Genomic DNA, 13,978 nt, shown 5'->3' on the forward strand with positions numbered 1-13,978 from the left:
CTCAGGCAAAAAAACCGTGCAGGTACCAGGCACGCTGCGGCGCGGATTCGGGCGTGGCGCCCAGGCGCTCGCTGTACACCCACAGCAGGCCGCCCTGCTGGCTGCGGTAGATGAAGTAGTCGCGCAGTGCCCACGGCTTTGCGCTGAGGCCGGCGCTGCGGTTGGCCTCGCCGCCCGCCAGCAGCCATTCGGCCGCCTCCAGGCGCTGCGGCCCGGCCAAACGCTGCAGCTTGCCCTGGTAGACGGGGTTGTTGCCGGCGGTGGCCAGCTTGAGCGGCTCAGGCAGCAGCCAGGCCGGATACAGAGCTTCGGTTCTGGTCTCCGGAGGCGGGCTTTTGGAGGCCGCCTTTGAGCGCTTGCGGCCGGCCCGGGCCGGATTGAGGTGCGCGGTGATCGATGCAATCACGCCCTTGGCCGGCACCCAGCGCTGCATCAACTCGGGCCGGTGGTCGGCGCAGGGCTGCCAGGCCTCTACCCGCGCATCGCCCAGGCGGGCGCTCAGGCGCTCGACCAGTTCCACCACGCCGTCGCCCTGCTGGCGCGCCTCCATCAGCAGGCTGCCGGTGGCGGCGGCCGAATCGGCCAGCAGTTCGGTGGTCAGCGACCGCAGGCTCAGGCTGTGCACTGGCGCCGGCAGTTTTTGCTGCGCCAGGTGCTCCGATATCAGGCGCGCCACGTGGCGCAGGTCTTGCGCGGGCTGCGCCGTCCGCACTTCGAGTTCGCCGGTGGGCGGCACGTCGCGGCGCTTGTCCAGGTGCCAGGTGATTTTGAGGGCGCACAGCCCGCTCTGGCGGCCCAGCAGCCAGGCGTGCAGGTGCACCAGCAGCCGCTCCACGCCGGCCATCAGCGCCGGGGCGTGGGTGACGAGCGCGTTGAGCTCGATCTTTTCCTCGAAGTGTTCGGGCAGCAACAGCCACCCGTAGTCGTCGGTTGCACTGCCGCGGGCGCGGTCCAGCGCCTCCAGCAATTCCGCGCCGAAGCGCCGGGCCACACCGTCGCGCGGCAGGCGCAGCAGGTCGTCCCAGGTGCGGCAGCCGATGCGCTCGAGCACGCCCAGGTGCGGGCGGGCGGCCGTCAGCGTGTGCATGGGCAAATCGGCCACGCGCTTTTTCGCGGCGGCCCCGCCCTCCTCCAGCAAGCGCAAGCGGCCCAGCGCGATCAGGGAGGTCGCGCCCTGCGCACGGTGAACCTCGGCCTGCAGCCCGTTCTCATCAAAGAAAACGTCCAGGCGCTGTGCCAGCAACTGCATCAGCCGCGCCAGCCCGCCGAAGAGGCGCAGGCTGCCCGTGACGTCCATCAGCACGGCTTCATCGAGCAGCGCCACGCGCGGCGTCAGGCCCAGCGCCAGGCTGGCCACCGCGCGGTGCAGCGCGGCGGCATCCAGCACCGGAGGGGCCGGCGGGCCCGCCTCAGTGGTGGTCGAGATGCGCAATGCGATCCAGCAGCGCATGGATGGGACTCTCGGGAGATGTAAGGGGAAGCGAGACCCGCGACGGCAGCAGCAGGGGCGCCAGCACACCGGCTTCTTCTCGCTGGCGCCGCGCCCTTTCGCGGCTGGCCGCCAGCAACGCGGCCAGGCGGGCCGGCCGGGTGTCGAGCAGCAGCGGCGCGGCCAGCGGCGGGCCGCGGCGCTTGAACACATCGACGCGCAGCAGGCCCGCCTCGCCGGCCACGCCCTCCACGCGCAAACGCAGCGGCGCGGGCGAAGATTCGTGCTGCGCCCGCAGCGGCCTGAAGACAAACAGCAGCTTGTGGTGCGCATGGGCCGCGATCTGCAGGCGGCGCACATGCGCGCTGCGCGCATCGGGCAGCCAGGCCAGCACGCTTTGCACGTCGGCGCATTGCAGGGCTTCACGCGTGGCCCACAGCAGCGAAGGTGCGTCGCCGGGCTTGCCCTGGATGCTGAGCAAGCGCCGCATGTCCAGCGCACGCGCGCCCAATGCAGGTCCGAAAGGCAGCCAGGGTGCGCCCACCAGCACGGTCAGCTCACCCAGCGCCCGGGCCTGCAAAGCCGCCAGCGCCGCAGCCACCAGACCCCACTCATGCACACCGGCCTGCGGCTGCAGCACCTCGATCAGCGCCCCCTGCGGCCAGCCGCCGCCCGGCAGCACGGCATCGAGCGCCCCATAGCCGGTGGCAATGGTTTGCACACTCGCGCTGCCGAGTTCGCCGGCGCGCCAGACATTGGCGTTGGCGAAGTCCGGCAAGGCGCGGGCTGCGGGGGATGACGAAAGCATGGCGAGGGTTCAAATCCGATAAATACTGTATTTAAATACAGTATATTGTCTTCCCCCTATGGATTCCATTTATTCAAAAAAACACATTGATGCTAAAATGCGATGATGCGAACCACACTTGATTTGCCTGATTCCTTGTTGCGAGAACTTAAAACCCGCGCAGCGCAGAACGGCCAAAGCCTGAAGTCCCTGTTGAACGAATTGATTCAGCGGGCGATGCGCATGCCCGCCACACCGGATCTTGCGCAACAAGCGACGCCCACCTTGCCGGTGTTGAAGCGGCTTCAGAACCCACAGGGCGAAGCTGCGAAGCCAACTCCAGCCCAAAGCAACGAGCAGCTTGAAGACCAGGCGCTGCAAGAAGACATGGAGAAACTGCGGCGCATCGGGTTTATCCGATGACAGCGCCCGACCTGCTGGACGTGAACGTCTGGCTGGCGCTGGCGCACCCCGGGCATACGCACCACGAAGCCGCCAAAAAGTACTGGGTCGAAGCCTCTTCACCTCTGGCGTTCTGCCGCTCGAGCATGCAGGGTTTTCTGCGCCTGGTGACACAACCTGCAGTGATGGGTGCAGCAGCCCATACGCCGGAAGAGGCATGGGCCATCTATGAGGCGCACCTAAGCGATGGCCGCGCTGTGTTGCTGCCTGAGCCCGCAACGGCCGAAGCGCAGATGCGCCGCTACACCACTCGCCCGGATTTTCGTACCCGAGACTGGACTGACGCATGGCTCGCCAGCTTTGCGGTAACCGCTGGTTGCCGCATGGTGTCGTTTGATGCGGGATTCACGCAATACGACTCCCTGGATTTTTTGCAGCTGAAAATCTGAACCACCCAGGAATCGCGTGAACGAAGCTGGACGGCGGCCTGCCATCGCCTGACCCGGCCAGCGCACGCCCAAAAAAACCGTAATGCCCTGTAATGGCTTGTGCATGACCGCGGCGGTAAATTTCCTCCTCCTTCGGGTGCGCAACTTGAGGGACTTTTTGACAACCCCTTGAAGGAGAACATATGGCCAACGTCACAGTGAACATAACGGGTGGATCGGACAAGGAAAACGTGACCGCCGCAACCTTGGGCAACCAGCGGTGGGGCGCCAATGGCTCGGCCCAATTCGGCCAGGCCCTGGCCGTGAACGGAGGCGGCGCAACCCTCACGATCTACAAGACCACGGCCCCGGCCCAGCTCACAAAGCCCGTTGAGGTGCCTGCCGGCGGCAGCCTCACCTTGAACGTGCTTGTGAACCAGAACGACATGACCGTCTCGCAGGTCGTGGCTTGAGCAGGCGCCCGGGGCCGGCGCAGTCATCTGTCATCCCCTGTAATGGCTTCTCGCTTGCCGCCGCGGTAAATTTTTGATCCCTCCGCGATCAACCACGGAAGGAAAAACCCAACTCACCTTGAAGGAAAAAACATGACCAACGTAACCGTGAATATCACCGCCGGAACAGACAAGGAAAACGTGACGGCGGCCACTCTGGGGGACAAGCGATGGGGCCTGAACGGCGGCGCGCAATTCGGCCAGCCCCTGGCGGTCGCCGCGGGTGACAAAACGATCACCATCTACAAGACGACGAACCCGACGTCCATCGCACAAGCCCGCAATGTGCCCGACCAGGCCAATGTCACTTTCAATGTGACCGTCAACCAGAACGCCATCGTCGTCGCCGTTGCTTGAATCTGAAAGGCGGTGTCCCGGATGCCAACGGACCCGGGGCACCGAACCCGACGCAGGAAAATCCCGTTCAGGGGACGAGGTTTACCGCCTGCGCGCCAGGCGGGCGATCAGCAGCAGCCCCACCAGTGCGATCACCACAAAGCAGACAAACGACCAGTTGGCAATCGAGCCGCCCAGAAAGGTCCAGTCGATCTTGGTGCAGTCGCCGCTGCCCTTGAAGATCATGGGGATCACCCGCTTCAAGGGGAAGGTCTCGATCATTCCGTAGAAGTCGCGGCCGCAGGAGGCGATCTCGGGCGGGTACCACTGCAGAAAACTCTGGCGCGCCGCCACGAAGGCGCCGAAGCCGGCCAGCAACACCATCACGCCGGAGCCGGCCAACAGGAAACCGCGGCTTTTGGCAATGGCGGTCACGCCCGCCACCACGGCCACCAGCACCAGCGCGTAACGCTGCACGATGCACATCGGGCAAGGCTCCAGGCCGACGACATGCTGCAGGTAAAGGCCGAAAGCCAGCATGGCCACGCAGGCCACGGAGACCAGCGCCAGCACGCGGCGCGGCATGGCGTCGAAATACGTCAAAAACATCAGGAGCCCTCTTTTTTCTGGATGGATTATGGATTGTCCAGGGGTTCGGGCGTTCGGGCCGGGATAAGTTCCCGCCGGCGATTCATTCAGGGCCAATCCTGGTCGACTCGGGCCGGCGTTTCACCACGTGTTGCCGGTATTTTTCCTACAGATGGCATTGCCGGGCAGGCGTAAATTTTCAGGACTACTTATTTTCAGGAGACCGACATGATTGTGCAAAACGCCCTCGCCAGCGTCGCCGTCCGCAACCTGGCCACCGCCCTGCCCTGGTATGAAAAACTGCTGGACGCCAAGGCCAGCCGCCCCATGCCTGAAGTCGGCGAATGGCAGTTCAGGCGTGGCGGCGGCCTGCAGATCTATGAACTGCCCGAGCGCGCCGGCGAAGGTTCGGTGACCCTGGCCGTCAACGACCTCGAACCGGAAATCGAGCACCTGCAAAAACTGGGCATAGACACCAGCCACAAAACCGCCACCGACATGGTCAGGACGGTGATGATCACCGACCCCGACGGCAACCATATCGCGATTGCCGAAGCCCTGATGCCCGGCGTGATCCGCTGAAAGCCGTCAAAAACCAGGAAGGATAAAACCATGGAATTCCACCGCGGCCGCCTCGTCGACCACATCCATCTGCGCGCCCACGACCTGGCGGCGAGCAAGCAGTTTTACCGCGCCGTCCTGCAATCATTGGGCAAGGCCGGCGCCATCCAGGAAGCCGACGGCCATTTCTCGGCCGACGAGTTGTGGATAGACCAGGCCGACGGCGCCACCTCGCACGTCCACCTGGCCTTCCAGGCCAAAGACCAGGCGGCCGTCAAAGCCTTTTACGAAGCCGCTTTGGCCGCCGGCGGCACCGACAACGGCGCGCCGGGCGAGCGAAAATACCACCCGGGCTACTATGCGGCTTTTGTGCTGGACCCGGACGGCAACAACATCGAGGCGGTCTACCATGGGCCCTTCGTCGCCTCGGCTGAGTCGGTGGTGCTCAAGCCTGCCGCTTAGGCAGAGGCCGGTACTTCAACGGAAAGTCTTTGCCTCAAGGAGCCGGCATGTGCCGCAACATCAAGACCTTGTTCAACTTCGAGCCGCCCGCCACCGAACTGGAAATCCGCGATGCCTCCCTGCAGTTCGTCAGGAAGCTCAGCGGCTTCAACGTGCCCTCCAAGGCCAACGAAGCCGCGTTTGACCGGGCGGTGGAAGAGGTGGCGGCGTCGGCACGGGTGCTGATCGGGACATTGGTAACTAACGCCGAACCGCGCAATCGGGAAGTGGAAGCCGAACGGGCGCGGGCCAGGTCGGCACTGAGGTTTGGCACGAGCCAGTAGCCGGGCCTCCCGCAAGTCGACCTCGCCTGACCGAAAGCGTTTGACGACATCACAAGGCTGAGCTTGGCTTGCATCAGCCACGACGCGCAACACCCTGGTTGAAATCCCCGCCATGCGCACCAAGGCAGCCCAGCCCTTGCAGTGTTTCCTCCACCGCAATGTCTAGCGGCGTGTGCGGCTCCGCACCGAGCACCCCCACCAGGGAGGCGTTGTCCATGCGTACCGGCGTGTTCCAGAGGTAGCGCATCCGGCGCAGCTCGCGCAGGGTCTCAACAAAGGGCGCTGCCAGCGTCACCGCCCACCAGGGAAAGGATCTTATGGACGGCTGAGGGCCACCGCGCCGTGCGACGACACGGCAGATAGCCTCAACCAGTTGGCGGCCGTCGGCGTCCCACTGGCCGTTCATATGGAATGTTGCGAATGCAGGCAGAACGTCACGCCGTGCCAGCAAGGCGACCATGGTACGCGCCACATCCGGCAAATAGGCCCATTGGTGGCCGACGCCGGGTTTGCCAGGGAGCTTCACACTGCGCACCGGAGCGCCCGGCCGCACCAGGCCTTGCGAGAACCAGCTGTTACCGGCCCTCGGCCCGAAAAAATCCCCCGCGCGCACGATGATCACCCGGCAGCCGCTCTGGCCACTGTCGCTGGTCGCGTCCTTGAGGCGCTGCTCAAGCTGCACACGAATCGCACCTTTGGCAGTTTGCGGGTGTTGTGGTGAATCCTCCCGGAGGTTGGGAAATGCGTCTGGCCCGTAGTTGTAGACCGTGCCGGGCAGCACGACGGTCGCGCCCTGCGCCCGGGCGGCCGCAATCGTGTTGTCCAGCATGGGCAGCACCAGCTCGCCCCAGCGACGATAGCCGGGCGGATTGACTGCGTGGACTATCACGCCGCAGCCTTGTGCCGCAGCCATGACATCACCGGGATTCATCGCATCGCCACGCAGCCAGGTGATGCCGCCGCGTTGCTCGCCCGGCCGCGGCTCGCCACGGTGAAGCGCGCGAACCTGCCAGCCCGCCGCCTCCAGTTGCCGCGCGACCTCACCGCCGATGCCACCGGTTGCGCCCAGCACCAGTGCTGTGCTTGATCTGTCTTGTTTTCTGCTCATGTCAATTCCCAAAAAAGTTGTCATGGGGAAATTCTGGGCCCCGGGGCATCAAAATGGAATTGACTAAAGCAGGGTATCAGCTATACATTTTTGTATGGAAGAAGACGCTGGCTGGGAGCTTTACCGTTCATTTTTAGGGGTGCTGCACGAGGGTTCGCTCTCAGGTGCCGCACGGTCTTTGGGGGTGGCACAGCCTACGGTCGGACGCCATGTCGCTTCACTCGAAAAGTCACTCGGCCTGGCGCTGTTCACACGCTCGCAAACCGGTTTTGCGCCTACCGAAGCCGCGCTGGGACTGCAGCCCTTCGCCGAAGAAATGGCCAGCGCCGCAGCCGCCCTGCGCCGCGCCGCCGAGAGCCAGGGTGACGGTGTGCGCGGCACGGTGCGGGTCACGGCAAGCGAAGTCATCGGTGTCGAAGTGCTGCCGCCCATCGTCACACAACTGCAGCGCACGCACCCGGGTCTGACCATCGAACTGGTGCTGACCAACCGCGTGCAGGACCTGCTGCAACGCGAAGCCGACATTGCCGTGCGAATGACACAGCCCAAGCAGGACCTGTTGATCGCCCGCCGCGTGGGCGAAGTGGAGCTGGGTCTCTACGCGCGCCGCGATTACCTGGACGCGCGCGGCACGCCGCAGTCGTCAACGGACCTGGCCCAGCATGCGCTGATTGGGTTTGACGAAGAGACACCCTTCCTGCGTTCGGCGCGCAAAGCCTTGCCAGCATGGAAACGGACGGCATTTGCCACGCGTACCGACAGCGACCTCGCGCAACTGGCACTGATACGTGCCGGCGCCGGCATTGGCGTGTGCCAGTCAGCGCTGGCGGCGCGTGACCCCGCCCTGGTGCGGGTTCTGCCCGGCGAGTTGTCCTTCAAGCTCGAAACCTGGCTGACCATGCACGAAGACCTGCGCCACAGCCCGCGTTGCCGTGTAACCTTCGACGCATTGGTCGAAGGTCTGCAGCAGCATATCGGTTGAAGTCGGGCAAGATTCGATCTGCATCACCGGTTGCCTGCACACGCCCGCAACTACCCCTCCACAAACACCCTGGCCTTGCGCGGCGTCACCACCAGCATGTCGCCTTCACGCAGGCCCATGTCCTTGAACTGCTGCGAGGGCATCTGGGCTTCGATGATGGCGTCGCCCGAGACATTGCCTTTTTGTTCATAGCCTTCGGCGGGAATCAGCTCGAGACGCGCGATGGGGCCGATGACGATGGCGCGCTCCAGGTGGGCGACGATGCCTTCGGCGCCCGGTGAATAGCGCTGCACGTCCAGGTCGTGCGGGCGCACATAGGCAAAGGCCTTGGCGTCCTGCGCGCCGGCATGTTCCGGCGAATTGAGGCGCAGGCCTTCGAGCTGCACTTCGCCTTCATGGGCGCGGCCGTGGAACAGGTTGACGTCGCCCAGGAAGCCGTAGACAAAAGGGCTGGCCGGGTGGTCCCAGACTTCCTGCGGCGAGCCGATCTGCTCGACCTTGCCGGCATTCATCAGCACCACGCGATCGGCGACTTCCAGCGCCTCTTCCTGGTCGTGCGTCACAAAAATGCTGGTGACGTGCAGGTCGTCGTGCAGGCGGCGCAGCCAGCGGCGCAATTCCTTGCGCACCTTGGCGTCCAGCGCGCCGAAGGGCTCGTCGAGCAGCAGCACCTTGGGCTCTACCGCCAGCGCGCGCGCCAGGGCGATGCGCTGGCGCTGCCCGCCCGACAGCTGCGAGGGAAAGCGGTCGGCCAGCCAGTCCAGCTGCACGAGGTTCAGCAGCGAATGCACTTTTTCCTTGATCTGCGCCTCGCTGGGCCTCACGCCGCGCGGCTTGACACGCAGGCCGAAGGCGACGTTCTCGAACACCGTCATGTGGCGGAACAGCGCGTAATGCTGGAACACAAAACCGACCTGGCGCTCGCGCACGTGCACGTCGGTGGTGTCTTCGCCGCTGAAGAGGATGCTGCCGCGGTCGGCGTTCTCCAGGCCGGCAATGATGCGCAGCAGCGTGGTCTTGCCGCAGCCCGAGGGGCCCAGCAAGGCGACCAGCTCGCCCGATTGAATGTCCAGGCTCACGTCGCCCAGGGCCTGGAAGTCGCCAAAATGTTTGCTGACGTTGCGGATTTCGATGCTCATGGTGTGTATTCCTTTAGCGGGCGGCGACGGCGCCTGCGATGGCTTGCGGGCGCTCAGGCGGCAAATCGGCCGCGGCTTTCATGTCGGCTTCGTGGCGCCATTCGGCCACCGACTTGATGACCAGCGTGACCAGCGCGAGGATGGCCAGCAGCGAGGCCACGGCAAACGCGGCCACCGACTGGTATTCGTTGTAGAGGATTTCGACGTGCAGCGGCAAGGTGTTGGTCTGCCCGCGGATGTGGCCGGAGACCACCGACACCGCGCCGAACTCGCCCATGGCCCGCGCATTGCACAAAATCACGCCGTAGATCAGGCCCCACTTGATGTTGGGCAGCGTGACGTGCCAGAAGGTCTGCCATCCGGTCGCGCCCAGCACGATGGCGGCCTGCTCTTCGTCGTTTCCCTGTGCCTGCATCAGCGGGATCAGCTCGCGCGCGATGAAAGGAAAGGTCACGAACACGGTGGCCAACACGATGCCGGGCACGGCGAAGATGATCTTGATGTCGTGCGCCATCAGCCAGGGCCCGAACCAGCCCTGCGCGCCGAAGATCAGCACATAAATCAATCCGGCCACCACGGGCGAGACCGAAAACGGCAAATCGACCAGCGTCGTCAACACCGACTTGCCACGGAACTCGTACTTGGCAATGGCCCAGGCGGCCGACACGCCGAACACCAGGTTCAGCGGCACGGCAATCGCCGCGGCGATCAAGGTGAGCTTGATGGCCGACCAGGCGTCGGGCTCGCGCAGCGCGGCGAGGTAGGCGCCAAAGCCTTTTCGCAAGGCCTCGGTGAACACGGCCGCCAGCGGCAGCACCAGGAACAGCACGACAAACAGCAGTGCCACCGTGATCAGCGTATAGCGCACCCACGGCGCTTCGGTGGTGCCGGCGCGCACGCGCCGGTTGATGGGGGAAGAAGCGGTGTTCATGCCGGGGCTCCCGCGTTGCGGCGCTGCCAGGCCTGCAGGCCGTTGATGACCAGCAGCAGCACAAAGGACACCAGCAGCATCACCACGGCCACGGCGGTGGCGCCGGCGTAGTCGTACTGCTCGAGCTTGCCGATGATGATGAGCGGTGTGATTTCAGAGATCATGGGCATGTTGCCGGCGATGAAGATGACCGAGCCGTATTCGCCGATGGCGCGCGCAAACGCCATGGCAAAACCGGTCAACAAGGCCGGCGTGATGTGCGGCAGGATGACCTTGGTGAAGATCTGCAGACGCGTGGCACCCAGCGAGGTCGCGGCTTCTTCAAGCTCTTTCTCGGCGTCTTCCAGCACCGGCTGCACCGTGCGCACCACGAACGGCAAGCCGATGAAGATCAGCGCGATCACCACGCCGGCCGGCGTGAAGGCCAGCTTGATGCCCATGGGTTCCAGGTACTGGCCTATCCAGCCGTTGCCGGCCAGCAAGGCCGTCAGCGAAATGCCGGCCACGGCCGTGGGCAGCGCAAAAGGCAGGTCCACCAGCGCGTCGACGATCTTTTTGCCCGGAAACTTGTAGCGCACCAGCACCCAGGCCAGCAGCAGACCGAAGACGAGGTTGACCAGCGCGGCGATCAGCGAAGCGCCGAAGGTAAGCCGGTAGGACGCCAGCACGCGCGGCGAGGTCACGGCGGTGATGAACTGTTCCCAGCTCAGCGTGAAAGTCTTGAAGAACAGCGCCGAGATCGGGATCAGCACAATCAGGCTCAGGTACAGCACCGTGTAGCCCAGCGTCAGCCGGAAGCCGGGCAGCACGCGTTTGGCGGCCCTTTTGCTACCCGCAGGCACACCCGGCGCCACCGCAGAAGGCGGCGCCACAGAAGACAAGGCAGTCATGGCGAAGTTTTATTTGACGGTGTACAGCTTGTCGAACTGCCCGCCGTCGTTGAAGTGCACTTTTTGCGCTTCACCGAGGCTGCCGAAGACTTCCTGCACCGTGAAGAGCTGCAGCGGCTTGAAGGTGCTGGCGTATTTCTTGAGCACGGCTTGCGAGCGCGGGCGCAGCGCGTGGCGCGCGGCGATTTCCTGGCCTTCTTCCGAATAGAGGTAATTGAGGTAGGCCTTGGCGAGGTCGGCCGTGCCCTTCTTGGCCACGGTGCGCTCGACCACCGCCACGGGGTTTTCCGCCACAACGCTGATGGACGGATAAATCGCATCCACCTTGCCTTCGCCGAATTCCTTGTTCACCGACAGCACCTCGGACTCGAAGGTGATCAGCACGTCGCCGATATTGCGCTGCAGGAACACGGTGGTCGCATCGCGCCCGCCCTTGCCCAGCACCGGCACGTTTTTATAAAGCTTGCCGACAAACTCGGCGGCCTGCGCGTCGGTGCCGCCCTTCTTCTTGGCATAACCCCAGGCGGCCAGGTAGGCGTAGCGGCCGTTGCCGCCGGTCTTGGGGTTCACCACGATGACCTGGATGCCTGGCTTGATCAGGTCGTCCCAGTCCTTGATGCCCTTGGGGTTGCCGTTGCGCACCAGGAACAGCATGGTCGAGGTGGTCGGCGAGGCGTTGTCGGGAAACTTCTTGTTCCAGTCCTTGGCGACCACGCCTGCCGTGGCCAGGAAGTCCACGTCGGTCGAGGTGTTCATGGTGACCACGTCGGCGTCCAGGCCGTCGGCCACCGAACGCGCCACGGCGCTGGAACCCGCATGCGACTGGTCGACCTTCACGTCCTTGCCGGTGGTCTTTTTGTAGTTGGCGATAAAGGCCGCGTTGTAGTCCTTGTAGAACTCGCGCGCGACGTCGTAGGAGCCGTTGAGCAGCGTTTGCGTTTGTGCCAGGGCGATACCGCTCGTTGCCAGGGCCAGGCTTGCAAGAGCGATTTTGAGTTTTGAGGAGGTCATGCCGTTTCCAGGGATCCGAAAGAAGAAGACGAAGAAATCTGCGGTGAAGAAAAATCAAGCTGCGGCGCCGAGAGCGATGCGTCGCCGGCCAGGGACTGCAGCAGGGCAATGCCCAGCGGCCAGTCGCCGTGGCCCGATTCGACGTTGATGTGCCCCGCATCCTGCAGGCGAACAAACTCGCTGCCCCAGGCGCGGGCATAAGCGCCGGCCAGGCGCACCGGACAGAAAGGGTCGTTGCTGCTGGCCACCAGCACGCTGCGGTAAGGCAGCTTCTGGTAAGGCACGGGGGCGAAGTCGCTCAGCACGGCGCGGCGTTCCGGGTCGGCCGGCGCCACCAGCAAAGCGCCCTGTATCCGTTCGGCCGCCTCGGGCGGCAGGTGCGTCGTCGCGATGCAGCCCAGGCTGTGCGCAACGATCACCACCGGCTCGTTCTGCAGCAGGATGGTGTTGGCAATCGACGCCACCCAGGCCTTGCGCGAAGGCGTGATCCAGTCGTCCTGCCGCACGCGCACCGCATTGCTCAGGCGCTCGGCCCACAGGCTTTGCCAGTGGCCGGGGCCGGAGTCGCGCCAGCCGGGGACGATGATGAAGCGCACGCTGCGTGAACCCGTCTGGTTACTTGTTCGGCTGAGGGGTAATCCGCAGGTAAGGCTTCACGGCCGTAAAACCCTTGGGGAAACGCTGGGCCAGTTCGGCCGGGTCCTGCAGGCTGGGCACGATGATCACGTCGTCGCCGTCCTTCCAGTTCACCGGCGTGGCCACCTTGTAGCCGTCGGTCAGCTGCAGCGAGTCGATCACGCGCAGGATTTCGTCGAAGTTGCGGCCCGTGCTGGCGGGATAGGTGAAGGTGGTGCGTATGGCCTTCTTCGGGTCGATGATGAACACGCTGCGCACAGTGGCCGTGGGGCCGGTGCTCAAGGCGTTCGGGTGGATCATGTCGTAGAGGCCGGCCACCTTGCGGTCCGCGTCGGCCAGGATGGGGAAGTTCACCGTGGTGTTCTGCGTCTCGTTGATGTCGTTGATCCACTTGCCGTGGGATTCCAGCGGATCCACGCTGACCGCGATGGGCTTGACGTTGCGCTTCGCGAACTCACCGCTCAGGGCTGCGGTCTTGCCGAGTTCGGTGGTGCAGACGGGGGTGAAATCCGCGGGATGCGAAAACAGCACAACCCAGGAATCGCCGGCCCATTCATGGAAGGAAATCTTGCCGGCGGTGGAGTCCTGGGTGAAGTCGGGGGCGGTGTCGCCGAGTCTGAGAGTGGCCATGGTTTGCTCCTTGGGTTGCTTGATCAAAGCATTGTGGGGAGCAAGCGTTAAAACTCAAAAGAATATATTGCTCTTAATTTATCTGGTTTTTTGCATAACGAGCTTTTGCTTGCTTAACTTCCTCCCGCAAAGCCATGAGATCGTTGAGGATTGCTTCGAGCTGCGCCTCGACCTGCGGAACGCCGGGGGTGAGTTCCTGCAAGGCGTCCATCACATCAGGCCAGTAAATTTTCTCGTGGCTGCCATGCATGGGGTCCCCTGCCAATTTCATGGCTTGAATCGTGGTGTGAACCACTGATAGTTTTCGCGGGAGTTGCGAGATGAGGCCGCGTACTTTTGCGGCGACCAGGTCGAAATTCGAGGATGCGTTCTGAGAGAGTTGAGCAGCCATATGGCCTTCCTGACGGTTTTGTTCAAATTTCACCTCCTGTTCAGAGAGGCGGCCGGGTACTTGAACACCGCCGTCAGACGGCCCGCAGCGTTCCCCCGAAAGGTGTTTTATTACTGCACGCTACCCGGCCTATACGGAGTACAGGCGCAAAAAAACCGCTGGCTGTCGGGCGCGGTTTGGGCCGCTGACGGAAGGTGTGTTCAGCACCGGCCCGAATGGTATGCCAAAACCGGGACCGGCGCAACGGCCCGGCCCCGTGTGTGCGGCCGTTTGGTATTCCTTCCCCACCCCTTGTGGATGCGCCGAGGAGCGCAGGGCCAGACGGATCAGGGCAAAAACTTGTTTGAGCCGCAGGCGAGTTGTTTTTGACCCCGGCTGGACCGAGCACCGCAGGTTGCCCGTAGCGAAGCGGAGGGACGCAGCAACCAGGGT

General features: G+C 64.1%; 19 protein-coding genes. 8 read left to right on the forward strand and 11 right to left on the reverse strand.

What is annotated here, in order from left to right; all coding sequences use genetic code 11:
• Window position 1 precedes the first annotated feature (1 nt).
• Window positions 2-1,450, reverse strand: coding sequence for a Y-family DNA polymerase (locus ACLV74_RS16310; RefSeq protein ID WP_411880448.1), 1,449 nt, complete (start codon window positions 1,448-1,450; stop codon window positions 2-4).
• Window positions 1,410-2,237, reverse strand: a complete 828-nt coding sequence (gene imuA / locus ACLV74_RS16315) for a translesion DNA synthesis-associated protein ImuA (RefSeq protein WP_411880449.1) — start codon at window positions 2,235-2,237, stop codon at window positions 1,410-1,412. The genes ACLV74_RS16310 and imuA overlap by 41 nt, the downstream gene beginning before the upstream one ends.
• A 105-nt stretch (window positions 2,238-2,342) precedes the next feature.
• Here imuA and ACLV74_RS16320 point away from each other — a divergent pair, with 105 nt between their 5' ends.
• From ACLV74_RS16320 to ACLV74_RS16335, 4 genes are all read left to right on the forward strand, one after another.
• The gene (locus ACLV74_RS16320) at window positions 2,343-2,639 is read left to right on the forward strand and encodes a hypothetical protein (protein ID WP_411880450.1); all 297 of its coding nucleotides are present in this window, start codon (window positions 2,343-2,345) and stop codon (window positions 2,637-2,639) included.
• Entirely contained in the window at window positions 2,636-3,067 is a 432-nt protein-coding gene (locus tag ACLV74_RS16325; protein ID WP_411880451.1) for a TA system VapC family ribonuclease toxin, read from the forward strand. The genes ACLV74_RS16320 and ACLV74_RS16325 overlap by 4 nt, the downstream gene beginning before the upstream one ends.
• Before the next feature lie 182 nt (window positions 3,068-3,249).
• Window positions 3,250-3,519: a hypothetical protein gene (locus ACLV74_RS16330; protein WP_411880452.1), complete on the forward strand. Its 270-nt coding sequence runs from the start codon at window positions 3,250-3,252 to the stop codon at window positions 3,517-3,519.
• A gap of 132 nt (window positions 3,520-3,651) precedes the next feature.
• Entirely contained in the window at window positions 3,652-3,915 is a 264-nt protein-coding gene (locus ACLV74_RS16335; protein ID WP_411880453.1) for a hypothetical protein, read from the forward strand.
• Window positions 3,916-3,996: 81 nt separating this feature from the next.
• Here the strand turns inward: ACLV74_RS16335 and ACLV74_RS16340 are convergent, their stop codons facing one another.
• Window positions 3,997-4,503, reverse strand: coding sequence for a disulfide bond formation protein B (locus ACLV74_RS16340; RefSeq protein WP_411880454.1), 507 nt, complete (start codon window positions 4,501-4,503; stop codon window positions 3,997-3,999).
• Between the two features lie 207 nt (window positions 4,504-4,710).
• Between ACLV74_RS16340 and ACLV74_RS16345 the strand changes: the two genes are divergently transcribed.
• Genes ACLV74_RS16345 through ACLV74_RS16355 form a run of 3 tightly spaced genes read left to right on the forward strand, consistent with a single transcriptional unit; the run spans window position 4,711 to window position 5,828 of the window.
• Window positions 4,711-5,064 carry a VOC family protein gene (locus ACLV74_RS16345; RefSeq protein ID WP_411880455.1) on the forward strand — a complete coding sequence of 118 codons (354 nt, stop codon included), beginning with the start codon at window positions 4,711-4,713 and terminating at the stop codon, window positions 5,062-5,064.
• 30 nt (window positions 5,065-5,094) lie between these two features.
• Entirely contained in the window at window positions 5,095-5,505 is a 411-nt protein-coding gene (locus tag ACLV74_RS16350) for a VOC family protein (protein WP_411880456.1), read from the forward strand.
• A 47-nt stretch (window positions 5,506-5,552) separates the two neighbouring features.
• Window positions 5,553-5,828, forward strand: a complete 276-nt coding sequence (locus ACLV74_RS16355; RefSeq protein WP_411880457.1) for a DUF2277 domain-containing protein — start codon at window positions 5,553-5,555, stop codon at window positions 5,826-5,828.
• Window positions 5,829-5,901: 73 nt separating this feature from the next.
• On the opposite strand, the gene ACLV74_RS16360 is transcribed toward ACLV74_RS16355, so the two are convergent.
• Entirely contained in the window at window positions 5,902-6,936 is a 1,035-nt protein-coding gene (locus ACLV74_RS16360) for an NAD-dependent epimerase/dehydratase family protein (RefSeq protein WP_411880458.1), read from the reverse strand.
• Between the two features lie 94 nt (window positions 6,937-7,030).
• Here ACLV74_RS16360 and ACLV74_RS16365 point away from each other — a divergent pair, with 94 nt between their 5' ends.
• Window positions 7,031-7,918, forward strand: a complete 888-nt coding sequence (locus ACLV74_RS16365; protein WP_411880459.1) for a LysR family transcriptional regulator — start codon at window positions 7,031-7,033, stop codon at window positions 7,916-7,918.
• A 50-nt stretch (window positions 7,919-7,968) separates the two neighbouring features.
• Here ACLV74_RS16365 and ACLV74_RS16370 read toward each other — a convergent pair whose 3' ends face one another.
• The 7 genes from ACLV74_RS16370 to ACLV74_RS16400 all read right to left on the reverse strand — a co-directional run bounded on the left by ACLV74_RS16370 (window position 7,969) and on the right by ACLV74_RS16400 (window position 13,546).
• Window positions 7,969-9,057, reverse strand: coding sequence for a sulfate/molybdate ABC transporter ATP-binding protein (locus ACLV74_RS16370; protein WP_411880460.1), 1,089 nt, complete (start codon window positions 9,055-9,057; stop codon window positions 7,969-7,971).
• A gap of 13 nt (window positions 9,058-9,070) precedes the next feature.
• Entirely contained in the window at window positions 9,071-9,988 is a 918-nt protein-coding gene (gene cysW / locus ACLV74_RS16375) for a sulfate ABC transporter permease subunit CysW (RefSeq protein ID WP_411880461.1), read from the reverse strand.
• The gene (gene cysT, locus ACLV74_RS16380; protein WP_411880462.1) at window positions 9,985-10,878 is read right to left on the reverse strand and encodes a sulfate ABC transporter permease subunit CysT; all 894 of its coding nucleotides are present in this window, start codon (window positions 10,876-10,878) and stop codon (window positions 9,985-9,987) included. The genes cysW and cysT overlap by 4 nt, the downstream gene beginning before the upstream one ends.
• Before the next feature lie 9 nt (window positions 10,879-10,887).
• The gene (locus ACLV74_RS16385; protein WP_411880463.1) at window positions 10,888-11,889 is read right to left on the reverse strand and encodes a sulfate ABC transporter substrate-binding protein; all 1,002 of its coding nucleotides are present in this window, start codon (window positions 11,887-11,889) and stop codon (window positions 10,888-10,890) included.
• Entirely contained in the window at window positions 11,886-12,485 is a 600-nt protein-coding gene (locus tag ACLV74_RS16390) for an RBBP9/YdeN family alpha/beta hydrolase (protein ID WP_411880464.1), read from the reverse strand. The genes ACLV74_RS16385 and ACLV74_RS16390 overlap by 4 nt, the downstream gene beginning before the upstream one ends.
• 19 nt (window positions 12,486-12,504) lie before the next feature.
• Window positions 12,505-13,155, reverse strand: coding sequence for a peroxiredoxin (locus ACLV74_RS16395; RefSeq protein WP_411880465.1), 651 nt, complete (start codon window positions 13,153-13,155; stop codon window positions 12,505-12,507).
• A gap of 73 nt (window positions 13,156-13,228) precedes the next feature.
• A complete protein-coding gene (locus ACLV74_RS16400) occupies window positions 13,229-13,546 on the reverse strand; it encodes a hypothetical protein (RefSeq protein ID WP_411880466.1) in 318 nt (105 codons plus the stop codon).
• Window positions 13,547-13,978 lie beyond the last annotated feature (432 nt).

Source organism: Polaromonas sp. YR568, from assembly GCF_943369415.1.
GTDB lineage: Bacteria > Pseudomonadota > Gammaproteobacteria > Burkholderiales > Burkholderiaceae_C > Polaromonas.